Source organism: Treponema sp. UBA753, assembly GCF_002297325.1.
In the GTDB taxonomy this organism is placed as follows: domain Bacteria; phylum Spirochaetota; class Spirochaetia; order Treponematales; family Treponemataceae; genus Treponema_D.
Window position 1 is genome coordinate 16,048 of sequence record NZ_DBKJ01000137.1, and the last position, 26,186, is coordinate 42,233.

Annotated in this window: 21 protein-coding genes and 1 tRNA gene; 7 read left to right on the plus strand and 15 right to left on the minus strand. The window is 38.1% G+C overall.

Going from position 1 to position 26,186, the window contains the following annotated elements; translation table 11 throughout:
• The 3 genes from B4C08_RS10775 to cimA all read right to left on the minus strand — a co-directional run bounded on the left by B4C08_RS10775 (position 1) and on the right by cimA (position 5,143).
• On the minus strand, positions 1–2,127 hold the full coding sequence (locus tag B4C08_RS10775) for a hybrid sensor histidine kinase/response regulator (protein ID WP_296665277.1): 2,127 nt from the start codon (positions 2,125–2,127) through the stop codon (positions 1–3).
• Positions 2,128–2,357: 230 nt separating this feature from the next.
• Entirely contained in the window at positions 2,358–3,443 is a 1,086-nt protein-coding gene (gene leuB / locus B4C08_RS10780; RefSeq protein ID WP_296013388.1) for a 3-isopropylmalate dehydrogenase, read from the minus strand.
• Positions 3,444–3,541: 98 nt separating this feature from the next.
• Positions 3,542–5,143 carry a citramalate synthase gene (gene cimA, locus B4C08_RS10785; protein WP_296665279.1) on the minus strand — a complete coding sequence of 534 codons (1,602 nt, stop codon included), beginning with the start codon at positions 5,141–5,143 and terminating at the stop codon, positions 3,542–3,544.
• Positions 5,144–5,481: 338 nt separating this feature from the next.
• Between cimA and thrH the strand changes: the two genes are divergently transcribed.
• Positions 5,482–6,087 carry a bifunctional phosphoserine phosphatase/homoserine phosphotransferase ThrH gene (gene thrH, locus B4C08_RS10790; RefSeq protein WP_296665280.1) on the plus strand — a complete coding sequence of 202 codons (606 nt, stop codon included), beginning with the start codon at positions 5,482–5,484 and terminating at the stop codon, positions 6,085–6,087.
• Positions 6,088–6,204: 117 nt separating this feature from the next.
• Here the strand turns inward: thrH and B4C08_RS10795 are convergent, their stop codons facing one another.
• The 4 genes from B4C08_RS10795 to B4C08_RS10810 all read right to left on the minus strand — a co-directional run bounded on the left by B4C08_RS10795 (position 6,205) and on the right by B4C08_RS10810 (position 11,991).
• Positions 6,205–7,884, minus strand: coding sequence for a formate--tetrahydrofolate ligase (locus tag B4C08_RS10795; protein ID WP_296665281.1), 1,680 nt, complete (start codon positions 7,882–7,884; stop codon positions 6,205–6,207).
• A complete protein-coding gene (locus B4C08_RS10800; protein WP_296665283.1) occupies positions 7,877–8,686 on the minus strand; it encodes a pseudouridine synthase in 810 nt (269 codons plus the stop codon). Before B4C08_RS10800 ends, B4C08_RS10795 begins: the two co-directional genes overlap by 8 nt.
• Positions 8,687–8,782: 96 nt before the next feature.
• Positions 8,783–10,282: a hypothetical protein gene (locus B4C08_RS10805; protein ID WP_296665285.1), complete on the minus strand. Its 1,500-nt coding sequence runs from the start codon at positions 10,280–10,282 to the stop codon at positions 8,783–8,785.
• The gene (locus B4C08_RS10810; protein WP_296665287.1) at positions 10,261–11,991 is read right to left on the minus strand and encodes an adenylate/guanylate cyclase domain-containing protein; all 1,731 of its coding nucleotides are present in this window, start codon (positions 11,989–11,991) and stop codon (positions 10,261–10,263) included. The genes B4C08_RS10805 and B4C08_RS10810 overlap by 22 nt, the downstream gene beginning before the upstream one ends.
• Positions 11,992–12,073: 82 nt before the next feature.
• Here B4C08_RS10810 and murJ point away from each other — a divergent pair, with 82 nt between their 5' ends.
• A complete protein-coding gene (gene murJ / locus B4C08_RS10815) occupies positions 12,074–13,684 on the plus strand; it encodes a murein biosynthesis integral membrane protein MurJ (protein WP_296665289.1) in 1,611 nt (536 codons plus the stop codon).
• Positions 13,685–13,702: 18 nt separating this feature from the next.
• Positions 13,703–14,836, plus strand: coding sequence for a M24 family metallopeptidase (locus B4C08_RS10820; RefSeq protein WP_296665291.1), 1,134 nt, complete (start codon positions 13,703–13,705; stop codon positions 14,834–14,836).
• On the opposite strand, the gene B4C08_RS10825 is transcribed toward B4C08_RS10820, so the two are convergent.
• Positions 14,833–15,849, minus strand: a complete 1,017-nt coding sequence (locus B4C08_RS10825; protein WP_296665294.1) for a Gx transporter family protein — start codon at positions 15,847–15,849, stop codon at positions 14,833–14,835. The two genes, B4C08_RS10820 and B4C08_RS10825, sit on opposite strands and share 4 nt — an antisense overlap.
• Complete coding sequence (locus B4C08_RS10830; protein WP_296665296.1) at positions 15,849–17,921, minus strand: tRNA uridine-5-carboxymethylaminomethyl modification enzyme MnmG/GidA; 2,073 nt, start codon at positions 17,919–17,921, stop codon at positions 15,849–15,851. The genes B4C08_RS10825 and B4C08_RS10830 overlap by 1 nt, the downstream gene beginning before the upstream one ends.
• A 262-nt stretch (positions 17,922–18,183) precedes the next feature.
• Here B4C08_RS10830 and B4C08_RS10835 point away from each other — a divergent pair, with 262 nt between their 5' ends.
• Together B4C08_RS10835 and trxA are read left to right on the plus strand one after the other, a co-directional pair.
• Positions 18,184–18,381 carry a ferredoxin thioredoxin reductase catalytic beta chain gene (locus B4C08_RS10835; protein ID WP_288984750.1) on the plus strand — a complete coding sequence of 66 codons (198 nt, stop codon included), beginning with the start codon at positions 18,184–18,186 and terminating at the stop codon, positions 18,379–18,381.
• A 14-nt stretch (positions 18,382–18,395) separates the two neighbouring features.
• On the plus strand, positions 18,396–18,704 hold the full coding sequence (trxA, locus tag B4C08_RS10840) for a thioredoxin (protein WP_296665298.1): 309 nt from the start codon (positions 18,396–18,398) through the stop codon (positions 18,702–18,704).
• A gap of 44 nt (positions 18,705–18,748) precedes the next feature.
• On the opposite strand, the gene B4C08_RS10845 is transcribed toward trxA, so the two are convergent.
• From B4C08_RS10845 to B4C08_RS10860, 4 genes are all read right to left on the minus strand, one after another.
• A complete protein-coding gene (locus B4C08_RS10845) occupies positions 18,749–20,434 on the minus strand; it encodes a glycoside hydrolase family 3 protein (protein ID WP_296665300.1) in 1,686 nt (561 codons plus the stop codon).
• Between the two features lie 156 nt (positions 20,435–20,590).
• Positions 20,591–20,662: transfer RNA gene (locus B4C08_RS10850), tRNA-Cys, on the minus strand.
• A 49-nt stretch (positions 20,663–20,711) separates the two neighbouring features.
• A complete protein-coding gene (locus B4C08_RS10855; protein WP_296665302.1) occupies positions 20,712–20,993 on the minus strand; it encodes a hypothetical protein in 282 nt (93 codons plus the stop codon).
• Positions 20,983–21,522 (minus strand): NUDIX hydrolase, encoded by a 540-nt coding sequence (locus B4C08_RS10860; RefSeq protein ID WP_296665304.1) that lies wholly within the window; start codon positions 21,520–21,522, stop codon positions 20,983–20,985. The genes B4C08_RS10855 and B4C08_RS10860 overlap by 11 nt, the downstream gene beginning before the upstream one ends.
• A 78-nt stretch (positions 21,523–21,600) precedes the next feature.
• Between B4C08_RS10860 and B4C08_RS10865 the strand changes: the two genes are divergently transcribed.
• Both B4C08_RS10865 and B4C08_RS10870 read left to right on the plus strand, forming a co-directional pair.
• Entirely contained in the window at positions 21,601–22,002 is a 402-nt protein-coding gene (locus B4C08_RS10865) for a hypothetical protein (RefSeq protein WP_296665305.1), read from the plus strand.
• A 3-nt stretch (positions 22,003–22,005) separates the two neighbouring features.
• Positions 22,006–23,016: a radical SAM protein gene (locus B4C08_RS10870; RefSeq protein ID WP_296665307.1), complete on the plus strand. Its 1,011-nt coding sequence runs from the start codon at positions 22,006–22,008 to the stop codon at positions 23,014–23,016.
• An 8-nt stretch (positions 23,017–23,024) separates the two neighbouring features.
• Here B4C08_RS10870 and B4C08_RS10875 read toward each other — a convergent pair whose 3' ends face one another.
• A complete protein-coding gene (locus tag B4C08_RS10875) occupies positions 23,025–24,179 on the minus strand; it encodes an ATP-grasp domain-containing protein (RefSeq protein ID WP_296665309.1) in 1,155 nt (384 codons plus the stop codon).
• A complete protein-coding gene (locus B4C08_RS10880) occupies positions 24,167–25,774 on the minus strand; it encodes an NAD(P)/FAD-dependent oxidoreductase (protein WP_296665310.1) in 1,608 nt (535 codons plus the stop codon). The genes B4C08_RS10875 and B4C08_RS10880 overlap by 13 nt, the downstream gene beginning before the upstream one ends.
• Between the last annotated feature and the right edge of the window lie 412 nt (positions 25,775–26,186).

A 26,186-nucleotide genomic window follows, 5' to 3' on the forward strand; every position in this document is an offset into this window, starting at 1 on the left:
TTAATTTGCATCAACAAGAATTTCAGACAAAAGAGAAAGCAGCGACTTTATGTCAAATGGCTTAGAAACAAAATAGTCCATTCCAGATTTCAAAGCCTGCTCCTTGTCCTCTTCAAAAGCATTCGCCGTCATCGCCACAATCGGAATAGAAGACTTGGACTTGCTTTTCATTTCGCGGACTTTCATAGAAGCCTCGTATCCGTTCATAACAGGCATCATCACATCCATAAGGACAACTTTGTAATATCCGTCTGGACAGGCGGAAAGCATATCCAGCGCAATTTTTCCGTTTTCAGCCTCGTCAATAACAAAGCCTGCGCCTTTTAAAAGTTCTCTTGCGATGTCGCGGTTAAGGCTGTTGTCTTCTACCAAAAGAATTCTAGTTCCTTTTAAATCTACATTTTTTTTCAAGGAAGATGAAATTTCTTTTTTGTCAGATTCTGATTCCGGGGCATTTTCAAAGTCAAAGCAAATAAGAAATTCTGTTCCAACATCTTTCTTGCTTTTTAGGAAAATTGAACCGTCCATTTTTTCAACAAGATTTTTTGAAATTGAAAGACCAAGTCCAGTTCCTTGAACATGAAAATTTTCAATATTTTCGTCCCGCTCAAACGGATTAAAAACTTTTTTCTGGAATTCTTCCGACATTCCAATTCCGTTGTCTTTAATTCTAAACTGATACGAAGAATATCCGTCAGAAACAGAAGGAGTTTCCGCGGCAGTGAATTTAATCGAACCGTTTTCTCCTGTGTATTTTACAGAGTTTCCAAGAATGTTTATAAGAATCTGCTTGAGCCTAAGTTTGTCGCAAAAAACTTTACGCCTTAAGTTTCCGTGGCGCAAAATTGAATAATTAAGTTTCTTAGACTGAAGCTGCGGCTGAATAACACTGTCAACTTCCGCAAGAATATCTTCTATTGTATTCGATGTAAGTTTTATTTTTATTTTTCCACTTTCGATGCGGGACATATCAAGCACATCATTTATAAGGCAAAGCAAATAGTTTGAGCTTGTCTTTATGCGCGCAAGATCTGACTTTATAAGTTCCGGATTCCCGATGTGTTTTTCTGCAAGCGAAGTGTAACCGATAATTGCATTCATAGGAGTTCTTATGTCGTGGCTCATGTTGGAAAGGAAACGAGACTTTGCATGGCTTGCAAGTTCCGCCATAGACAACGCTTCCTGCAATGCCTTGCGCTGTTTCATCTCATGCTCTGTTTCCGTGTCAACATTCATAAAGCCCATAAGAACATTTCCAGTTTCGCGGATATTTCCAATTCTAACAACCGTAAGCTTCATGTAGGAAATTTTGCTGTTTATATACGAGCGGAAATTTACGTAATAACTTTCTCGCTTGGAAAGCTGCTTTAAAACATTTTCACGCGAAAAAGCCCGCTTAATCATGTCGCGGTCATCCTCATAAACTGAAACGCTAGCATAAAAATCAAGCACATCATCATAAGGAAGACCTTCCAAAGATTCATTGTAAAAAGAGCTCACCCTGTCGTTGATTCTTACAATGCGGATTATTCCAGACATCACGTTTATCATAAAAACATTGCTGTACTCAATCGTAAGCGCGTTGATAATTTCCAGCTGATAAAGTTTTTCTTCCTTTTGCCTGTAGCCGCTTGTAATATTTTTTACAACGGCAAGTCCCATTATGTCGCCTGAGTTTTCGTCCTTTGTAAGAATTATTGTTGTACGCGTCCAAAAAGATTCGCCGTTGTAAGTTGACCTGCTTGAGTCAAATTGAATTTCGTATTTTTCCATTATAAACGAATCCAAGAGGCAGTAGACATTCATCTTTTCAAGGAAACGTTTTTTTTCTTCATCCGACAAGTCCCAGCAAAGCGCATCAATAAAATCAGTGTAAGAACAGTTTTCAGGAAGTCCCATCGCAGGCTTAAGCTGAACAATCCGATCGCTCATTCTCTGTACAGGATTTCCTACAATCAAGTCTTTTGAAAGATTGAATTCGTAAAGAATCATTGCGTCGGCAGCGATTGCTTTTTTGTACTGATTTGTTCTTGTATCGCCGCTATCCAAAATGTAGGCGCTCACACTTTTTTTTATCTGGGAAAACTCATGTTCCTTGTCATCTGAAAAAATAGAAATATTTTGCATTTTCTTAATTGTAATCCCAAATGAAAGAAAACACAAATAAAAACAAAAAAGCAGAATTTAGAGTTTTATAAATTAACGTCATTATCGGGCTTTACCCGATAATCTATTGAAATTTTTACTGTCATTCCCGCAGTTGATACGGAAATTCAATGTACATTTATATACAAGATTGCCGGAGCGAGTCCGGCAATGACAAAGAAACATCCTTGATAATGACAGCAAAAACAAAACTAAATGCGCTCTACAACAAGCTGCCCCATTTCTTTTGTGCCGACAAGTTTTCCAGAAGACTTAAGCTCTTCAAAATGGCTTCCGGCAATATCGCCTGTTCTGTAGCCTTCATCAAGAACGGAGTTAACGGCATCTTCAATAACCTTGGCTTCTTTTTCAAGTCCAAAGCTGTAACGCAAAAGCATAGCAGCAGAAAGAATTGTTGCAAGAGGATTTGCAAGATTTTTTCCGGCAATGTCAGGAGCAGAACCGTGAATCGGCTCGTAAAGTCCAGGACCTCCGTCGCCCAAAGAAGCTGAAGCCAGCATTCCGATTGAGCCTGTAATCTGGCTTGCTTCATCAGAAAGAATGTCGCCGAACATATTGCTTGTTGCAATTACATCGAACTGGCGCGGATTGCGCACAAGCTGCATAGAAGCATTGTCAATGTAAAGGTAAGAAAGAGCAACATCAGGATAGTCGCCTTTTACAGACTCTGTAACTTTTCTCCAAAGCTGGCTTGAATTCAAGATGTTCGCCTTGTCAACTACACAAAGACGTTTCTGGCGTTTCTGTGCGAATTCAAATCCCATGCGGACAATGCGCTCAATCTCACTCCAAGTATATTTTTCTGTGTCCCAGGCAGATTTTCCGTCTGCGGCAGTTCCTCTGTCTCCAAAGTAAATTCCAGAAATCAGCTCGCGGACAATGAGAATATTAAGTCCGTCGCCGACAATTTCATCTTTTAAAGGACAGGCATCTTTGAGCTGCTTCCACATTACAGCCGGACGAAGATTTGCAAAAACTTTCATTCCGCCGCGAAGACCAAGCAATGCTTTTTCAGGACGAAGCTCAGACGGAAGGTTGTCCCATTTTGGACCGCCTACAGCTCCAAGAAGAACTGCATCGCTTTTAAGGCATTTGTCAAGTTCTTCCTGCGGCAACGGCTTTCCAAACTTATCGATTGCGCATCCGCCGGCAGTAACAGTTTCATAATTAAATTTATGACCGAATTTTGAAGCGACTGCATTCAAGACATTTACAGCTTCTGCAACAACATCAGGGCCAATTCCATCTCCGGGAATCAAAGCAATATTTTTTTCCATAAATCAAGCTCCTATAAAAAGTCAAAACAAACTTTACTAATACTAAAGTTTATAAAGTATTTATAAAATACCTCAAAGCAACATTTATGTAAAGAACATTAAATGAATTTGTGGTACTTTTTTTCAATATCTTTAATCAGTTTGTATTCAAAAGAGTCAACCAAGGCAAGCCAGGAAGCTTCAATAACGTCGCAGCTCACACCAATTGTCGTCCAGCTGTCAGTTCCGTCTGTAGACTCAATCAAAACACGGACACTTGCGGCTGTAGCTGATTTTCCGTCGAGAACGCGGACTTTATAATCTGTAAGATGAATATCCTGCACGCTCGGATAAAACGATTTGAGTGCAGTACGCAACGCAAAGTCAAGAGCATTAACAGGACCGTTTCCTTCGCCGGCGGCAATTTCTTCATGGCCGTCAACTTCAATTTTAAGCTGGGCAAAAGAATAAAGCCCTTTTTCAATAAGCGGAGACTCATCGGAAGTTTTATAGTAGCGCAATTTAAAGAACGGCTGATATTTTCCAATCGATTTACGGACCAAAAGCTCAAAGCTTCCGTCTGCGCCTTCAAACTGATAGCCCTGATGCTCAAGCTCTTTTACTTTCGCCATGATTTCTGAAACAACCGGACTTGACTTTGTAATCGACGAATCAAACTTTCTGATTTTTTCAATAACCATGCTTCTTCCGGCAACTTCGCTCATAAGGAACACGCGGGAATTTCCAACTGACTCAGGCTCAATGTGCTCATAAGCAAACGGATTTTTTAAAACCGCATCGATGTGCATTCCGGCTTTGTGCGCAAAAGCATTCTGCCCCACATACGGAAGCCCTGGGTCAAGCGTTATGTTTGTAATTTCCGCAACGCGCTTGCAGATTGGAGTAAGCAGTTTTATGCTTTCCTCTGGAATGCACTTGCAGTTCATTTTAAGCTGAAGGTTAGAAATAATCGTAGAAAGATTTGCGTTTCCTGTACGCTCGCCGAATCCAAGAAGAACACCCTGAACATGAGTTGCGCCAGCTTCGACTGCAACAAGAGAATTTGCAACAGCAAGGCCTGAATCATTGTGAGTGTGAATTCCAATCACAGCTCCTGCCCCGAATTTTTCAACAGCGGCACGAACACCTTCTCTGCACTCTTCAATCATTGCGCCGCCTTTTGTCTCGCAAAGTGAAAGAACACTCGCCCCGCCTTCAATCGCAGCGCCAAGAGCTTTTAAAGCGTAATCCTTGTTCGACTTGAAGCCTGTAAAAAAATGCTCGGCGTCAAAAACAACATTGCGCCCGCGCTGCTTTAAATATGCGCATGTATCTCTTATCATTTCAAGATTTTCTTCAAGGGAAGCGTGAAGAATTTCCGTAGCCTGAAAATCCCAAGTCTTTCCGAAGATAACAACAGTTTCTGTTTCCGCAGAAAGAAGGCTTTGCAAGTTCGCATCTTCTGCGCATGAAGAATCCTTTCTCCTTGTTGAGCCGAACGCGACAATCTGTGAATTTTTCAGTTTAAGGCTTTTTGCACGCTGAAAAAATTCCATATCCTTGGGATTCGAGCCGGGGTTTCCAGCTTCAATGTATTTTATGCCCAAGTCATCTAAAGCCTGCACAATGTGAATTTTATCCTGAACAGAATAGCTTATTCCTTCTCCCTGCGAACCGTCGCGCAAAGTAGAATCAAGTATTTCAATCTTTCTTTCTTCCATAGCGGAAAATATATCAGAAATACTTTTTTTTTAATAGCGTGCTTCAAGAATATTTGATTTTCTTCTGGAATTTGTTAAAAACTTAAGGAATATTGTATTTTCCACTTGGAATTCGTCAAAAAACTCAAGAATATGAAATTTTCCTGAAGAATATGCATAAAAACTCTGGAATATCTTCTATTCTTCAATATTTATACAAAATCTTCAGGAATATACAATATTCTTGAAGAATACCATTTATTCCTGCATATTTATGCAAATTTAACAGAAAAACGTTTGAAAATTGCACAATGATTCCGATTCTGATAAAATAAGGCAAAATTTATTCGGAGAAAAATATGTACATTACATGCTTAGACTTAGAGGGCGTTCTTGTTCCTGAAATTTGGATTGCATTTGCGAAGGCTTCTGGAATTCCAGAACTTACACGCACAACACGCGACGAGCCGGACTACAACAAGCTCATGAACTGGAGAATTGGAATTCTAAAAGAGCACAAACTTGGACTAAAAGAAATTCAGGAAGTAATTGAAAAAATTGATCCGCTTCCGGGCGCAAAAGAATTTCTTGACGAGCTTAGATCAATCTGCCAGACAATAATAATCAGCGACACATTCACGCAGTTCGCTTCTCCGCTGATGAAAAAACTCGGACAGCCTACAATTTTCTGCAACTCGCTTGAAGTTTCTACTTCCGGGGAAATCACAGGATTTAAAATGCGCATTGAAAATTCCAAGCTGACAACTGTAAAAGCTCTTCAGTCAATCGGATACGACACAATCGCTTCTGGAGACAGCTACAACGACCTTGGAATGATTAAGGCGAGCAAGGCAGGATTTTTATTTAAAAGCACAGATAAAATAAAGTCGGAAAATCCAGACCTTCCAGCGTTTGAAGAATACAGTGAACTTCTTGACGCGATAAAAGCCCAGCTAAAGAAATAAACTGTGAAAGTTGTCATTATCGGGCAGCGACCCCGATAATCAATGAAAAGCTACAATATGAAATTCCAGACCTAGTTTGCTTCGCAAACATTGCGAAGCAAACTAGAGGAGTTGCTCCTAGAACAGTCCTGAAATTATTCCGTTGTCATCAACATCTATATTCAGCGCGGCAGGAGTTTTCGGAAGTCCTGGCATATCAACAATGTCGCCTGCAAACGCAACAACGAATCCCGCTCCAGAATAAAGCTGAACATCGCGAATTGGGAACACATAATCTTTTGGCGCGCCCTGTAAAGATTTGTCGTGGCTTATTGAATTCTGGGTTTTTGCCATGCAGATTGGAAGCGAACCGAATCCCTGCTCTTCAAACTGCTTGAGTTTTTTCAAAGCCTTTCCTTCAAATTCAACAGAAGAAGCCCTGTAAATTTCCTTTGCAAGAATTTCAATTTTTTCTTTAAGAGAAATATCAAGCGGATAAATATTTTTGAATTCGCAAGGAGAATCACAAAGCTCAACAACTTTATGCGCAAGGTCAGCAGCCCCATCTCCGCCTTTTTCCCAGCCCTCGCAGACTACGGCATTACATCCATTTTCCGAGCAAAGTTTTTTTACAAGCTCAATTTCTGAATCTGTATCTGTAATAAATTTATTAATAGCAACTGCGACAGGCACTCCGAATTTTTTCATATTCTCAATGTGAGTCTTTAGATTTGCAAAACCAATTTCAACAGCCGGAATATTTTCAGCTCCAAGGTCTGCTTTTGCAACACCACCGTGCATTTTTAGAGCGCGTACTGTGGCAACGATTACAGCGGCATTTGGAGAAATTCCATTCATGCGACATTTTATGTCAAAGAATTTTTCAGCTCCAAGGTCGGCGGCAAAACCAGCTTCTGTAACAACATAGTCTCCAAGAGCAAGCGCGCAAAGTGTGGCATTGATAGAATTGCAGCCGTGGGCAATATTCGCAAACGGTCCGCCATGTATAAACGCAGGATTTTTTTCAAGTGTCTGAACTAAGTTCGGGCGTATTGCATCTTTTAAAAGCGCGGCGACAGCTCCAGTACAGCCAAGGCTTCCGAATGTAACAGGATTCTTGCTGTAGTCTGCGCCGATTGTAATTTTTGAAATACGCTCTTTTAATTCTGAAATTGTTTTTGACAGACAGACAATCGCCATTATTTCGCTTGCAACTGAAATCTGAAAATGGCTTTCACGCGGAACGCCATCGATTTTTCCGCCAAGTCCGACAATAACATTTCTAAGAGAACGGTCATTCAAGTCCACACATCTTTTCCAAGAAATTGTGCGAGGATCGATGTTTAAAGAATTCCCCTGCTGAATATGGTTGTCAATAAGCGCCGCCATAAGATTGTTTGCAGCTGTGATTGCATGGATGTCGCCAGTAAAATGAAGATTGATGTCTTCCATTGGAACAACCTGCGCATATCCGCCGCCGCAAGCTCCGCCTTTTATTCCAAAGCAAGGACCAAGAGAAGGCTCGCGCAAAGCAATTACAGATTTTTTTCCGATTTTTCTAAGACCGTCGCCAAGCGCAATTGTTACAGTTGATTTTCCTTCGCCAGCAGCAGTCGGAGTCATCGCAGTAACCAAAATAAGTTTTCCGCGGGAAGAAGAGTCAAGCGATTTTTTCTGCAAGGCATTGAGTTTTTCAAAGGAAATTTTTGCTTTGTAGTTTCCGTAAAGCTCCAAAGATTCCCGGCCAATTCCAATTTTTTCTGCGATTTTTTCAACTGGCTCCATTACATTTTTCTGGGCAATTTCAATGTCAGTCATTTTTTTCCTCTACGTCTAAAAGTCTTATCTCTTCCTTTGTGAGCGGTCTGTAGTTTCCTTCTTCCAAAGTTTCGTCCAAAAAAAGATTATTGATTCTTATTCTTTTTAAGTAAACAACTTCGTTTCCCAAAGCTTTGAAAATCCGCTTTACTTCGTGGAATTTTCCTTCCGTAACAGTAAGGCAGCAAACTTCTGAAGGATTTTCGCTAGTCTTGGTATAATACTGATTTTTTTCTTTCCATTCAATTACGGCAGGACGGCAATCAGCTTCTCCGTCTTTTCCTTCCGCTTCAATGTGAAGTCCGCAGGCAAGTTTTTTTTCGTAACTGAGTTTTTCCAAATCATCAACTGAATCACGCAAATAAACAAGATATGTCTTTGGAACTTCATACTTTGGAAATGTAACCCGGTGAATTAAATTTCCATCGCTTGTAATAACAAGAAGCCCTTCTGTGTCCGCGTCAAGTCTTCCAACTGTGCTAAGATTTCCGCCCGGATATTTTCTGTTGTCTTCCAAAGAAATATATTCAAAAACAGTTTTTCTTCTGTCGGATTTTGTAGAGCAAACCGCGCCGCAAGCCTTGTTCATCATAAAGTATGCATTCTGTTCAACAGTAAGAATTTTTCCGTCCACAAGAATCTCGTCGCAGTTTCCGTCTGCATGAAATTCTGGTTCTCTTACAATAATCCCATTTACAGAAATTTTTCCGCTTCTTATAAGACGCTTTACATCCCGGCGCGTTCCAATTCCATTGTTTGAAAGTATTTTATCAAGACGTTCCGTGTTTTTTAAATCAGACATTTCTTTAACCTAATTTTTAACTATGAAAAAAACAATGCAGCGCAAACAACACAAAATGCCGCCGCACTGCAAAAAAATATAAAATTTTATTTTCGCTTATTTTTTAGCTTTTGGATTTACCGGCTCTTCAAAAATAATTCTGTCGCCAGTTCTTATTTTTAGTCCGCCGCCAAAAGCAAGATTTGACAAAACATATTTTCCGTCGTCGTTCAAAGAAATTTCTCCAATTGCAATTTTGTCTTTTCCGCGCCAAAGTGAACAAGGGAAAATAAAATCGCGGTATTCAGGATTAGTGAAAATGCCACGGCTAAATTCGGAAACATAAATTTCTGTGCCAGAAAAATCTCCTTGCTTCGCAATAATTCCGTTGGCAGTAGTTTTTCCAAAAGGTTCTGAACAAATCGCTTCAAGAAATTCATTGTAATCTGAAGAAACGCGTTCATAATTATTTTCCACGGAAGTTTTTTCCGCAATGAGCCTGTTGACTTCAGAAACACTTGCAACTGAAATTTGATTTCCGGCAGTGTATGAATAACGCTTCATCGAGCGCACAAAAGAAGCAACCGCATTTTCATCTTTAAATGGAAGCATCTCCAAAAGCTCTGAAATTTTTTCAATTGAATCATACAAATCTCTTTGAATTTCAAATACTTCTTTAAATTCTTCAGACGCATCCTCAGAAACAGGAATTTCAATATCCTCGTAAACCGGCCCTGTGTATTCATCAGTGAAATCTTTTGCAACTTGAACAAGAGTCTTTGCATCCGGGTTGTCTTTTGGAATCGGCGGATCATACTGATTGATTGTAAATGCAAGAAGCTCTTCCTGCCGCTTTAAATCTTCAGCCTGAGTCTGCTTCAAAAGATTTCTTGAATCTTCAAGGCGAGCTTCATAGTCATTGATAATTTTTTCTTTTTCCTTTTCATGCAAAAAACGTTCACTGTTTATAATCGCCTTTTGCTTTTCCGCTTCCTGAACTCTTGTTGCATCAAATTCATTCCGCTGCTCTGTATACATTTTTAACTCGTCATTGTAGTTTGCAATGAACTTGTTGTATTTTTCCAAGGAAGCCAAATCAGCTTTGTAAGTCTGCTCAATCTGCTGTTCTTGCTGAAGACGCCGGTTTTTATTTTTAATATTCAATGCGGCAAGTGATTTCAATGCGGCGGCACGGATTCCTTCGATTCGCTCGATTTCTGCATTGCGCTGCTCTTCAATCGCTTTTTTTGCATTTTCAATCTCGTGGATTTTTTGGTCAATGTCATTTACTTTGTTCAGCAAGCTAGTAAGATTCAAGCTTTTAAATTCGCTCACTTCAACTTTTATTTCTCTGTTTGAATTTGAAACAAAAAGCACAAGAAAAACTGTAATCGCAAAAACAACTCCAAAACAAATAAGAAGCCTAAGCCACATATTTTGCCACATAAACGAAAAGCTGTTTTTCTTTGTCTTTGAAAATTCATCTTCTATGCTGAAAGAATCCTGCTTGTTGTCCATTGCAATTCTGTTGAGCTCATTTTCAAGAAGAAGCGCAACTTCCTTGTGAACATTTACAGCCGCAGGAACCATTGAATTTATTTTGTTGTCATTGTCCATATTCCACTCCAGTCTTCTGGTGAAGATTTCATTCCGATTCTTTCAAGGAAAACTTTTGCAACATCCAAGCCTGATTTTTTAAACTCAGCTCTTGCAGCTTTCCAATCACCGTCATAATAAGCCTTTAGTCCGTATTCAAAAATTTTAAATTTCTCGTCAAGTTCTTCAAACTTCCATTCTTCAAGAGAGCATTCTTTATCAAGCGGGAAATAAATTTTCACACCTTCAGTTTTTCCTTTAACTTGGACTGTATCAATTTCATAAAATTTATAGCGCGAAGCAGCTTCATTGTCGCGAAGAGTTTCTTCCATAATATACGAACTTACAATCACTGGAACTTTGTAAATTCTTGTAAGGCCTTCCAATCTTGAAGCTGAGTTTACATTGTCGCCAATTACAGTGTTTGCCATTCGTTTTGAAGAACCGATGTTTCCGTAGAAAACATTTCCTCCGTCAATTCCAACACCAACATCAAGCATTACAGCCTGATAAACACGCTCCTCACTTTCTGTAAGCGGACGTTCTTTTTCAAGGACAGCACGGCGGTCCGACATTTTCTTTCTAAGTTCCGAAGTGACAGCGGTAATTTCCCATGCGGTTTTTATTGCATCATAAGATTTGTTCGTTTCAATATGCTCTTCAATTCCGTAGCTTGCAAGAATCGCATCTCCAATAATTGAGCCGATAATTCCATTGTTATCGCTGACTTTTCTGATAACCGAATCATAATGAACATTCAAAAGTCCGATGATGTCATTCCCCAAAACTTCAGTTCGGTAAGTAAAGCTTTTTATATCGCTGAAAAGAATTGTAAGTTCTCGCTGGCTTCCTTCCAAGCGGATAAACTGCTCTTCATGCGCTTTACGAACGACATTCTCAGGAACAAACTTTTGGAAAATCTGAAGAAGATTTGTTATTGTAGAAGAAAGCGAATTAAAGTTTGCGGCAAGGTAAGTAATGTCGTCGTTCGGAGATTCTGAAATATCAATGAGATTAAGTTTCTTGTCCTGCTGCATTTTGTAAAGCTGTGTTGAAAACTTATTGATATTTGAAAGAAGCCCGTCAAGAATTTTTGTTCCCATAAGAATAAAAAATGCAGACATTATAAGAACAAGCACAACGGTAATCCACAAAACCTGATACATCGCGCGGTTTGTGTCAGCACGGCGGTTTGCTCGGATTATATAAGTGAGCCAGTCCGGATGATATTTGTAAACTCCAAAATATTCATCGCCATCAGGAGAAATAAAAGAAACAGAGCCTTCATGTGTTTCAGAATTTTCCATCATCTCGATGCAATCTTTATCTGTAAAGCGTTTCCATTTTAACTCTTCGTTTGGAGTTGCAAAAAATAAAAGAGAACCGTCTGGATTCACACCAAGTGCAACGCTGTTTTTTTCGTCTTTTGCAAATCCGTTTTTCGCGCTTTGAGCAATTGAATCAATTGAAGTTTCCGTATCCTGCGAATAAGCTTCAATTTGCTTCTGGCTGTTTGCAACGTTGTAAAGTTCCGTGAGTTTGTCAACAAGCACGATATTTGAAAGCTGAATTGTTTTTCTTTGTGAAAGCATAATCGCAACAAGATTTGTTGAAAAAGTGGAAAGCAAAAGCATTGCCACAAAGAAAATAATTATTTTCAATTTTGTAGGAACAATCGGAGTGTCGCCAACATATTGAAAAAACTTTAAATGACGTTTTCCAGTCTTCAAAATTTTCCTCCCGCTGCTCTCCTTTAAAAATAATCCTTTGGTAATTGCTTTATTTTATTAAGCGGATTATTCTATATATTATATGTCTACTTCTCAAAAAAATAAAGAAAAAAATGCGCAAAATTCACTTTTAGCAAAAGGAATTTCACTTTCAATGCTTACTTTGGCTTCAAGAGTTCTTGGACTCGCAAGGGAAATGACAAAGGCACGTTTTTTAGGAACTTCAGCTTTTTCAGATGCGTTTGGAATAGCCTTTATGATTCCGAATCTTTTCCGCAGGCTTTTTGCTGAAAATTCAATTTCCGTTGCTTTTATTCCGACTTTTAAAAATCATCTTGAAGAATGCGGAACTTCAGAGGGAAAACAAAAAACACAGGATTTTATAAACGCAACTTTTACGCTGGTTGTTTTCCTGACATCAGTTTTTGTAATCGCAGGAATTATTTTTGCGCCGTTCATTCTGCGGATTTTTTACGCTGACAAAAATTCAATGGAAGAAGCTGTTGTTTTGACAAGGATAATGTTTCCGTATCTTTTTGTAATTTCCGTGGCAGCTTTTTTTCAGGGAATTTTAAACGGACTTAAAATATTTTCACCGTCAGGATTCACTCCGATTCTTTTCAATATAATTGTAATTTCATCAACATTCATTCTTTCACGCTTCACGGAAAATCCTGCAAGGGCAATGGCAATCGGTGTAATTTCAGGCGGAACAATTCAGGCTCTTTTTCAGCTTCCGTTCGTTTTAAAAAACAACTGGAAAATAACTTTTGTAAATTTAAAAAAAGCATTTTCAAATGAAGGAAGCAAAAAAGTTTTTGCGCTGATTGGTCCAACAATAATTGGAATGGCAGGCTACCAGATAAATGACATTGTGTCCTCGGCATTAGCAGCGCGCGCAGGGGAAGGAATCGTTTCAAGTCTTCAATATTCACTCAGGCTTCAAGAATTGATTTTGGGAATTTGCGCCGTAACAATCGGAACTGTAATTCTTCCAGACTTGACCGGATTTGCAAAAAAAAATCTGTGGGAAAATTTTAACACGCTTTTAATTCAGTCAATAAAAATTATGGCGTTAATTGCAATTCCTGTAACTTTTTATTCACTTGCAATGGGCGAAAACATTATCACGTTAATTTTTGCAGGCGGAAAATTCAATTCTGAATCAACCAAAATGACTGTTGAAGTTTTTAACTTTCACATTGCAGGACTTTTTTTTATTGCCGTAAACAGAATTGTTTCTCCAGCATTTTATGCTCAGCAGAACACAAAGAGTCCCACAATTGCAGGACTTATAAATTTCGCCGTGAACATTGCGCTAGCTTCAATTCTTTCTATTAGATTTAAGGGAAAAGGAATTGCTCTGGCACTCACAATTGCAAGCGCGGCAAACACATTGATGCTTTTTGTTTTTTTAAGAAGAACAAAATCAATTCATGTTGGAAATATTTTAAAGCTTGCAGTTTTGTATGCAATAAAAATTGCGGCATTTTCGGTAATTGCAGTTATTCCGGTTGTTCTGACAAAAAACTATTTTATAAATTTTTTCAGCGGAAATCCAAGAATCATTTCGCAAGGAATTCCTGTTTTTATAACTGCGGCAATTTTTGGAGCAATAGGACTTGTGCTTCTTTTTATTTCAAAAGATTCACTTTTAAAAATAGCATTTGAAAAAATTTCAAGGCGAAAATAAACTTTCAGAGGAAAAAAAATGAATTTCAATTTAAAGCAAATTTATGAAGACAGACGAAAAAAGGTCAGCGAATATTTAAAGCAAAACAATATCAAGGCGGCAATCTTTGAAGATTCTGAACAGAGAAGAGATGTTGCCGTGCGTTATCTTTGCGGACATCCAAGCGACGCATCTTTAATTATTTTGGATAATGGAAAATCTTTTTTAATTCCGTGGGATGAAAATTTAGCAAAAGACAAAGCGTTTGCAGATGAAATAATTCCTTCTGAAAAATTTAAAAGAAGTTACATAAATGCAGCAAAAGAAATTTTAACATCAACCATTTCTGAAAAAAAATCAAAACTCTGCATTTCTCCAGAAACTCCATACATTCAGTTTAAAAAGTATTCAGAAAAACTTGAAAGTTTTAAAATATACGCTGAAGAAAATTCTGCACACGACTTTGTAAAATCACTTCGCGCAATAAAAGACAACTATGAAATTGAATGTACAAAAAAAGCAGCTGCAATCACAGATGAAATGACAAAAATTATTGTGGAAAATTTGCGTCAAGGAAAAATAAAAACAGAAACGGATGTCGCGCTTTTTGCAGAACGGGAGCTAAGAATAAAAGGCGCAGAACGCACAAGTTTTGACACACTCGCCGCAGGACCAGATCGAAGTTTTGCAATTCACGCATTCCCGGGATACACACAAGGAAACTGGGGAACTCAAGGATTGTCAATTTTGGATTATGGAGTTTGCTACGAAGGCTACGCAAGCGACTGCACAATCACAATTGCAAAAGGCCCGCTTTTGAAAGAACAAGAAGAGCTTTTAAAAGCCGTGCAAGAAGCCGCTGATGAATGCAAAAAACTTTATATGCCGAACGAAAAAATTTCACACGCAGTAAAAAAAGCTGATGAAATTTTTGCAAAAATAAACAGAACTATGCCGCACGGACTGGGGCACGGAACAGGCCTTGAAATTCACGAAGAGCCATTTGTAAGCATGAGAGCAAACGAAAATGATGTTTTCGAAGCTGGAAATATCATAACACTTGAGCCTGGACTTTATGATAAAAATCTTGGCGGAACTCGTCTTGAAAATGACATTCTAATAACAGAAACTGGCAATGAAGTTTTAACGCACTCAGAAATTTTTAGAATTTAAATTTCATTCCGCCAAACTTTGCAAAGCCGGCTGTCAATTTGATAAATAAAATTTTCTTTTGTCAGCCGGATTTTTATCTCTGACAGTTTTGAAAAACAAGACATAATATTAGAAAAAAACTTTCCTACTCTGCCGGGAAAAAAAATGTTTTTTGAAATTAAAAACTGCGACACAAAAACAAAACCGCAAAGTCGCCCGCCCTTTACAAGTCCTAAAATCAAAGCCCCCAAAGTTATATTCAAGTTTCCAAAAGTAAATAAAATTTTTCCATGCGGAGAAAACAATGAAAAAAGAACAACAAAAAAAATCAAAAACATAGATGGCAAAATTTTCAAAGTTCTTTTTTTTATAAAGACTAAAATGGCAAAAAACAGAACAACAAAATAAATTTCAAAAACTGAATTTCTGAAAATCAGAATTGCAAAACCAATTGCAGAAATAAAAATATTAAAAAAATTCATCTTTTCACTTTCTGAAAACGCCGAATCAATTCTTGCTGGAGTTCCAATAACAAGCTCTTTAAACCAAACTGATTTTCTGCAAAATCTTCCTGTAAAAATTCCAAGAGCTAACGAAGTGCAAAATGAAACACAAAGCATTGGAGGAGCAATAAATTTCACATTCGAGCCAAACATAAAAATACCGGCTAAAAAAATCTGCGCAATATTATTTGCAAGTCCGCCGCAAACAGAAATTCCAATAAAAGAAATTTTGTTTCTAAAAATAAAATATGCAAGCATCATGGAAATTCCGGAAGCAACAGAACCTGCAAAGGAAAAAATAAAAACATAAGAAAACAAAGTTCCGGTTATAATTGCCTGCAAAAAAATTTTTAATAAAACAAGCATCAATGTTTCTTGTTTTTTCAAAACCGGAAGACTTATCAAAATCGGAAGATTTGCAAATCCAATTTTAAAGAAAGGCAATGGCTTTGGAACTGCATATTCTACAGCAGAAAGAAAAAAACAAAGAGCAGAAAAAAAAGCAATTTTATTCCAGTCGATTTTTTTCATTAGCGAAGATAAACCATCAAAAGCATTATGTCGCTGTTTCTAATTCCGCTTATTCTTGAAGCCTGTCCCAAAGTAAGAGGCCGAATTTTTTCAAGTTTTGCGCGGCTTTCTGAAGACAATGCGACAATTTTTGAATAATCAAAATCCAAAGGAATTCTTGCGTTTTCCATGCGATGCATTTTTGCAACTCTAGAATCCTGTTTTTCAATATAATAGCGGTACTTAAAATCTTCCTGCGCCAAAATCCATTCAAGGCAGTTAAAGTTTCCAGGATTTTCAGCATCTGGATGCTTGCTCAAAAATTCAAGTGCTTCATCAACTTTCTGATATTTCAAATTCATTTGTTCAAACTGAGCCTTTGAAATAAGACCTGCATCAAAGCCTTTTTTCCGCAATCGTCTGTCAGCAGTGTCATGCCTAAGCTTAAGCCTGTATTCAGCTCGGGCTGTAAACATTCTATAAGGCTCTTTTGTTCCAAGCGTAACAAGGTCATCAATAAGCACGCCAATGTAAGCTTCATCACGACCAAGGACAAGCGGCTCGTAAGACGGAATTTTTTCAAAAGAATCAAAGCCAAATTCTTTTTGTGTTTCCATCAATTTTCTGGATAAAGATTCAGTTTCATTCGCGGAAATTTCAGCAAAGTTTTTAAGTTCATCAGAATTGAAAACTGGCTTGGGCATAAATCTTCCCGGCTCAGAACTTGCAGGAGAAGACCTAAATGATGAATCAGAAGCGCAAATCGGTCCGCATAATTTTTTATGTTCCCTTGCATAGAGCGCAGCATTTATTCCAGCAACAAGTCCCTGACCTGCAGCTTCTTCATAGCCTGAAGTTCCATTGATTTGCCCGGCATTAAAAAGACCTGCAACACGTTTTGTTTCAAGAGAAGGAAAAAGCTGTGTCGGCTCAATATAGTCATACTCAACAGCATACCCCGGGCGGCTTACAACACAATTTTCAAACCCAGGCATAGTCCGCAAAAAAGCATCTTGAACTTCTTCCGGCAAACTGGAACTTAATCCGTTAAGATAAATCTCATCAGTTTCAAGACCTTCCGGCTCAACAAAAAGCTGATGTCTGTTCCGCTCAGCAAAACGCATAACTTTGTCTTCAATGCTCGGACAATAGCGAGGACCAACTCCGCTGATTTTTCCAGAATACAATGGCGAGCGGTTTATATTTTCCCTGATTATTTTATGAGTTTCTTCATTTGTATAAACCAAATGGCACGGCACCATCGGACGTTCAATTTTTTCATCATCAAAGCTAAAAGGAACAATTTCTTTATCTCCTTCCTGAAGTTCAAATTTTGAAAAATCAACTGTATGCTTTAAAATCCGCGGAGGAGTTCCTGTCTTAAGCCGGCCTGTTGTAAATCCAAGACGGCTCAAACTTTCAGTCAAGCCAAATGCGCCAGTCTCGCCTAAACGTCCGCAGGGAGCATCGTATTCACCGATAAAAATTCTTCCGCCTAAAAAAGTTCCCGTTGTAAGAACTGCAGCCCGGCAAGGAATAATTCTTCCACGCTCTGTAACTACACCGATAATTTTTTGCCTCATTCCGCTACGGCAAGCTTGTGTCGCAAAAGTGTATGAAGAGCCTGAACGTTTTTCTCCTGGAATCGAGCCTGCTTCCATAGAACCAGAACTGTCTTTTGGCAACGGCACATCCGAAGCTACAGTCAAAACATCAACAACAGTGTCCATCAAAGTTGAAAGATTCTCCGTAGATTCCACAACATGGCGCGCAAGAGATGAATAAACAATTTTGTCTGCTTGTGAACGAGGAGCCTGAACTGCAGGACCGCGGCTTTTGTTCAGCATTCTAAATTGAATCATTGAGCGGTCAATCAATTTTCCCATCTCTCCTCCAAGAGCATCAATTTCCCGGACAATATTTCCTTTTGCAATTCCGCCGATTGAAGGATTGCAGCTCATTCTTCCAATTGAGTCAATCGACTGTGTAATTAAAATCGTCTTTAGTCCCATTCTAGCGCAAGCAAGGGAAGCTTCAATTCCAGCATGACCTCCGCCGCAAACCGCTACATCGAATGAATCATAAAAAGCCATAGTTCCTCTATTTAAAAAAGCGGGAAGTTTTTAAAAGCAGAATTTTTCAGCGTAAAATAAAAACTCAAAAGCCCGAATCTTCAATTTTCTAAATGTGCCAAGTATACCAAATTTTAAACTTAAATGGAAGAAACACATTTTACAAGCAGCATTTAGAATCAACTTGTCTTACGCGAAAACATTTTGTATCTTTTATTATGACAGAAAAATTTGCACAAGATTTTTTAAGAAACATGATTTATTCAATTTATTTGGAGGAAAAATGAAAATAACTGAAAATCCAAATTCTGAAATTGCGCAAACTGTAAAAGAAGGCTTAAAACAAAAAGGCGGCTACTGTCCGTGCAGAGTTGAAAAAACTCCAGACACAAAATGTATGTGCAAGGAATTCAGAGACCAGATAAAAGATCCTGACTTTGAAGGATTTTGCCATTGCATGCTTTATTATAAATCAAAATAATTTTGGAGGAAATTATGGAAGTAAAAATCACAGAATCAAATTTCAAAGAAGAAGTTTTAAATTCAAACAAGCCGGTTCTTGTTGACTTTTGGGCTACTTGGTGCGGACCTTGCAGAATGCTGTCTCCCGTAATTGAAGAAATCGCGGCGGAAAAATCAGAAAATTTAAAAGTTGGAAAAGTAAATGTCGATGAAGAGCCAGCTCTTGCAACACAATTTGGAGTTGTAAGCATTCCGATGCTTGTGCTTTTTAAAAACGGCAAAGCAGTAAAAACCAGCGTTGGTTATCAGCCAAAAGATGAAATTCTAAAATTCATAGAATAGCATTTAAAATCCGCCTGAAGATTTTTTATCGTTAGACGGATTTTTTAACGCTTTAAAGGAATAATTCCCTGCGGAACAAATTCTCCGCTCAAAGCTCCGAACAAAGCCGCAAACGAATAACTTGAGTAGCTGTATCCGCAAAGGATTGTGTCCGCCCAATCAAAATCATCAAGAACAAAAACCGGAGACATAATAGAAAGAATAACAATCCGCTTGTCCATGTAGCGCAAACGTTTCGCAATATTCGCCGTGTGCTTGTCGTAAACACAGATAATAATTGTATCATAGCTATCCGCCACGGAAACTAAAGAAGCCGCATTCCAATTATCAAAATTGCTATTGTCGTTTTTTAATTCATAGCTGAAATGAAAAGTCGAAACATTTGGATAACGTTTTCGACCTTCACTATAAAGCGAAAGAAAAGGACCTGCTATTAAAACGCGCTCACCTTCTGCAGGCTTCAACGGCAAAGCTGAACCTTGTTTGTAAACGCTCACTGAACGGCAGGCTTGCTCAAGAAAAAATTTTTGACCGTCTTTATCTGGAATGTGCTCAAAAATTGAATTCTCATCAGGATAAAGCGGCGCATGATTTTCACTTTTAAAATAATTTAGTTTGGCAAAAACAACACGCCGGGCAGCATCCTTTACACGTTCTTTAAATTTCGAATTTGTTTTCATCCGCTCAAGATTTCTAGTCCACATATTGTCATAAAGCCCGGCAGTCGTAGAAGAAATTATAATATCGTTTCCTGCTTCAATTGCCATCATTACAGCACGATGAAAAGAGCCTGCAAACAAAGTCGCTCCGTTCATCATCATGTCATCAGTAATTATAAGACCATCGTAATTCATCTGGCGGCGCAAAATATCAGTCAGAAATTTTTTAGAAAGGCTTGCAGGAGTTCCGTCGCTTTCAATCTGAGGAAATGAAAGATGCCCGCTCATAATTGCAGGAATTTTTGCCTTTATCAAATATTCAAAAGGAACAAGCTCACGGTTCACCAAAGTCCGCGCATCAATTTCAATCTGCGGAAGCCTTCCGTGGCTGTCAAGACTCGTGTCGCCATGTCCTGGAAAATGTTTTGCAGTCGGAATAACACCAGCGTCCATTGAACCTGCTGCAAAAGCCTCACCTAAAATTCCAGAATCAACAGGGTCAGAACCAAATGACCGCGGACCAATCACACTTGAATTCAAATTCGTATACAAATCCACAGTAGGAGCAAAATTCATGTTAATTCCAAGCGCACGGATTTCACGGTTTATATAAAAGCCAGAATAATAAGCATCAAGCGGATACCCAGAAGCTCCAATTGCAAGGTTCCCCGGGGTATCAGAAGTTTCACCTTTTACATGGCGAATCCAACCGCCTTCCTGATCTGTAGCAACAAAAAGCGGAATCTTTAAAGGCCTGCTTGCTGCCTCCTGCTGAAGAATCCGCACTGACTTTGCGACTTTTTGAATATTGTCAGTATTCCACCCAAAAACTTTTACACTTCCAAGTCCGCGCTGAGTTACCCAAGAATTCAGCAAATCACTCGGCTCGGCTCCAGCCCAACCGAACATAAGAATCTGCGCAAGAAGTTCTTCATCGCTCATAGAGTCAACAAGCTTCTGAGAAAGTGGTTCTGGCGGAATATCACTCCAAAAATCTATCTTTGCAGAATCAGCAAAAGCAACTGTAAAAATTACTGAACAGAAAAAAAATGCTACAACTTTTAATTTCATTGAGAAAATATTTTAGCTTAAACAGACAAAAAATGCAATTTTATAAAAAAAATGCCGCCCGAAGGCAGCAATATATAAAATCGGATTCCAGCTTTGCTTGTAAAATCCGTAAGCGCAAAAAAAAGATGCCTTAAAAAAGACATCTTCAATTGCGAAAGGCGTCAATCGGAATCGAACCGATGCATAGTGGTTTTGCAGACCAGTCCCTTACCACTTGGGTATGACGCCATAACGTGAAAATACTATAGCAAGAAAAAAGATTCTTGTCTAGTGGAATTTACAATTTTTCAAGACGTTCCTTTAGAACAAGATAAGAGCCCAAAATGCCGCACAAACATACAATTGCAATCACATAAATTTTCAGCGGAATCAAAATAGGAAGAAGTTCAACAAGTGCGCAGAGAAGCAAACTGCTTACAAACGATGCACTGGCTTTTTGAATTTTCTTGCCTTCCTTTTTCATGGCATTTTTTTTCGCTGAAATTTTCATGAAGTAAAAAAGCAAAACGCAAAGATAAACTGCAATTCCTGCAATACAAACAAAAAAACTAGCGCGCATTTTTTATCTCCAGATATTTTAAAAGAGCTTTTTTTGCAGACTCAAATGCCAAAGGAATTTTTTCTATATCCGCCAAAGATTCAGCTTTTATCCATTCAAGTGAAACAACTTCGCTTTGCTGAGTTTTAAATTCAAAATTAGAAGGCAAAGACGCTGAATAAAACATATCGCAGGTTTTATAAATTATTTTTTTGTAAACATAAGTATTTGGAAAAGCTCCAACAAATTTTATATTTTCAGGCACAACTCCAATTTCTTCTGAACACTCACGCATTGCACTTTTTTCAGGTTCTTCATCAGGTTCACAAAATCCTCCGGGAAATGCAAGGAAATTTTTTCTAGGTTCTTTTGCCCGGCGTTCAAAAAGAATTTCATGTTTTTCATTTTCAAGAATTACGCCCACAGCAGAAGCGACATTATTAAAAAGTTCAAGTCCGCAGTCAGGACAACACCATTGCCTTCCATTCAAAAGCGTTTGGATTTTTTTTGAGCTGCAATCAGGACAAAAATTAAATTTATTATTTTCCATAAAAAATATTATAGCACAAAACAAACGCAATGAAAAACTGCTATTTTATTTTTTACAAATTAAATGTATATTTACTTCATGGATAACATTCAAAAATTTTTTTCAGATGTTCAAAAAATCAAAAAACATTACCGTTCAGAAAATCCTGTTTATGACGGAAAAAAAGTCTGCATTCAAATTCAAAATTTATTTTCAAACTCAAATAGAAATTTAAAGTCGCTAGCAGATGCTTTTTCTGATTACTGGATGAATAAATACATTTTAAATTCAAGTCAGCTAGAAAACGAACCTACAGAAGAGCACGTAAAAATTCTTGGAGCAATGCAGGCTCTCATAGACAATGACGTTTCTTCAACAGAAGCTTTGAGCAATGACGACTGGAAAGAACTTTGCCAAATTACAAATTGCGAGGCAGAAGAAATTCCAATTGAAACTTTAAACAATATGATGATGATTTTTTTAGACAAGCAGGCAATGTAATCAATGGAAAATAACTTTTACCAGCAATGTGTTCAGTGCCCAAGAAAATGCAAGTCAGACAGAAGTAATGGAAAAACGGGATTCTGCGGAGAAACAGAAAATTTGAAAATCGCTTCTGCAGGATTGCATTTTGGAGAAGAACCGCTAATCACAGTTTTCGGCGGAAGCGGAACAATATTTTTTACAGGTTGCACTTTAAAATGCGCATTCTGCCAAAACTATCAGATAAGCCAGCAAGGAATGGGCGCAAATGTAGATGAAAAAGAATTTGCAGAAATTTGTCTCAAGCTTCAAGAGCTGGGAGCAGAAAATATAAATTTAGTTACAGGAAGCCATCACATTTCAAAAATCGCGCAGTTCCTAGAAATCGCAAAAAATTCAGGGCTTAAAATTCCAGTTGCATGGAATTCCAGTGCTTATGAATCAGTTGAAGCTCTTGAGCTTTTAAAAGATGTCGTTGATATATGGCTTCCGGATTTTAAAACAATCAGCAGTGAAGCAAGCAAAAAACTTTTTATGGCAGAAGATTATCCGCTTGTTGCAAAAAAAAGCATCAGTTGGATGATAAAAAATTTTCCGCTTGAAATAGAGGAAGTTTCAAAAAACGCTGAAAAGAAAGAAAAAATAAAAGGCGGCGTTATAATAAGACATCTTGCCTTGCCTGGAAAAATTGATGACACAATTTTTGCGCTTGAATGGCTGAAAAAAAATGCTGACGGAAAAAGCTGCATTTCACTTATGTCGCAGTACACGCCAGTTCCATTCAACTCAAAAACCGAAGCAGAAAAAAACTGGAGAGAAAATTCACTTAGCACTTTTGAAAATCGTTTAATCAGCAAAGACGAAGATGAAATCCTACGCGACATTATTGAAGCTTATAACTTTGAATATTTGTTCTATCAAGATTTAAGCGACGACACAAGCTGGCTTCCAGATTTTAACAAAACACAGCCTTTCAGCAATGCGCTTGCAAAACCAGTCTGGCACTGGAAAGAAAAATTTTTAAAAAACTGATTTTTAACTTACTTTTTCCAAAACTCAATATGCTCGCTGCCGATTAAAAGTGAATCTAAAATTTCTTTTTCAACAGGTGATTTATGATGCGCAATTACAACTGCGATTCTGCTTGCGGAACTTGAAGGACATTCAGGAACAAAGTCTTTCTTGTGCTTATAAATATTTTTTTTTCCTGAAAGAAGATTATAGCTGTCGTTGAAAATTTTTCCGCTTTTTGTAGGAAGATAATTGAACTGAGAAAGGCAATTTTCATCCGAAGAAAAAATATTATTTCCATTTTGTTCAAAAACATTCAGCACTGCGCTAGCATAAACATTTTTTTTGCAGCACTTTAAAAGCTCTTCAATTCCACCGCCAATTCTAGGCGCAAAATCAATCGGAACAAGAGTGTCTTCCTGGTCTTCAATAAAATCAAACTGTCCAAACGAAATATTTTCTTTTTCAAATAAAACATCGCACCATTTTTCAAGGGCTACTTTTATTTCTGTGCTAGGATTTAAAAGCTGATAAACCGCAGTGCACGGCGTTCCATGAATAAAAACAATTTCTTTTTTGCAAAGTCGGACTAAAGAAACATTTCCTTTAAAATAAAAAATGTCCGCACTGTATTCTTTTCCCAAAATATATTCTGTAACAAGCGCATTTTTATTTTCAATTTCAAAAAGTTTTAACGCACGGTTATTCACATTTCGGGCATTAAAAATAAATTTTTCAACTTCACCAATATTTTCTTTGCTTGCAATTTTTATTCCGTAGCCAGAAAAAAGTCCGTCGGGTTTTACAATTATACTTTTTCCAGTTTGATTAACAAAATCTTTTGCCAGCTGAATCGAATCAAAAATTCTTGGAACTTTAAAATAGTTCAACAAGTCATAAAGTTTTTTTTTGGAGCGTGAAGCCAGCAATGCGTTTTTTGAAATTTTACAACTCTCAATATTTTTTATACATTCAGAAATCCAATATTCAGACAGAGGAACAACAATTTTATTTTCTGGAATTTTATCAGTAAATTCTATTTTTTCTTTTTCTGGAATTTCTTGATACTTGAGCATATAGGGAACTTCCGCAAAAAAGGCTTCAATTCCAATACTCAAAAAAGCTTCTCGTATTTCGTCCAAGCCAAAAACAAAAGAAGCCCCGGCTAAAACTATTTGCTCCATTGCAATGCAATCCTTTCACAGGCATTTTCACCGTCCATTGCAGAACTTACAATGCCGCCAGAGTATCCGCTTCCTTCTCCAGCCGGAAAAAGATTTCGCAAACCAATGCACTCAAACTTTTCCTTGCTGCGCAGAATTCTTATAGGAGTACTTGTGCGTGTTTCCGAAGCAATCAAAAGCGCATCATTGCAGACAAAGCCTTTCATCAGCTTGTTGAATTCTACAAAAGCTTTTTCAAGGCGATTTGAAATCTGAGCAGGAAGCCATTTATCCAAACGACTTGCAACAACACCTGGAGCATAACTTGCAGGCGGAAGAGTTTCACTTGCCTTGTGTTTCAAAAAATCCACAAGACACTGAGCCGGAGCTTTTTGACCTTTTCCATTTTCAAAAGTTTTCTGTTCAATAAATTTTCTAAAAAGGAGACCTGCAATTTTTTCAGTTCCAATTGATTTTGCTTCTTCAACAAATTCCAAAGGAATATCTTCTGGACGAATTTCTACGACAATTGCCGAGTTGCTCCACTTGCTATTGCGTCCTGCGGCAGACATTCCGTTTACGACAATTTCGTTAGGGCCAGTGCTGCTTGGAACAACAAAACCTCCGGGGCACATACAAAAACTGTAAACACCGCGACCGTCAATTTGTGAAGTGAGCCTGTATTCCGCAGCTCCAAGCTCCTGTTTTTTTTCTCCGTGAAACTGAATTGAATCAATCAAAGTTCTTGGATGCTCAACACGAACACCCATTGCAAAAGTTTTTGCTTCAAGAGATTCCGGGGAAATTTTTGCAAGCAAAGCATAAATGTCAGATGCTGAATGTCCTGTTGCCAAAAGAACTGCATCCGCAAAAATATTTTTTGTTTCCCCCTGATTTTTTACAACAACACCTTTTACAATTTTTTCATCGCCGGATTTTTCTAAAATGAAATCAACACATTCAGTATCAAAAAGAAATTCTCCGCCCTTTTGCAAAATAAAATTCCGAATGTTGTTTACAATTGCCGGAAGCTTGTCTGTGCCGATGTGCGGATGAGCGTCTGTAAGAATTTTTTTGTCCGCCCCGAAATGCTCAAAAATTTTTAAAATGCCATTTATATTTCCGCGCTTATTGCTGCGTGTGTAAAGTTTTCCATCGCTAAAAGTTCCAGCTCCGCCTTCGCCAAAACAATAGTTCGAATTTTCATCCACAATTCCAGTTGTGCTTATCATGGCGATGTCGCGTTTTCGTTTTGAAGTTTCGCTGCCACGCTCAATAACAACCGGCTTGATTCCATGCTCCAAAAGTTTCAGTGCGCCAAAAAGTCCTGCAGGTCCAGAACCTATTATGGCGACAGATTTTTTTCCGTCCGCAGTTTTCCAGTCAGGCAAAGCAAATTCATCAGCAGGATTTTCTCCGATGTAAACTTTGTAGCGCAAAAAAAATTTAATATTTCTATGGCGCGCGTCAATCGATTTTTTTACAAATACAGTTGAAATATCTTTTTCTTCAAAACTGATTCCTTGTTTTTTTAATGCAAGGCGGATTTCTTTTTGTATGAATTTTTCGTCTTTTTCTTTTTCTGGCTGAATCGCAATGGAAACTTCTTTTATCATGCAGACAGTTTATATAGAAAAGAAAGAGGAATCAACAACCACAAAAAAATCTTCGGGTCAAGCTAGAAGATGGCATTCTTTGCCTAAATATGACAAGTTTATTTTAATTCGGCAATAATGATTTTATGTCATACTCCGGCTTGACCGGAGTATCACGTGCGTCCTGTCATTAATGTACCCTAAGATGACAAAACGACTTACTGTCATTACCGTGCCTGACACGGTAATCTAAAAACTAAAAATCCAATGCAAGCGAGCCGTCTGCTCCTGACTTCCATTTCTTGAGCCCGAAATCAGAGCTTGCAGAAACATAAGCGTTAAGCATATCAATCAGAGTGCCGCTGTACGAAAGTGTCTGCGCGCTCTTGCATTCCGATGTTGTGCCGGCAACAACAGAAGAAGTCGGACTATT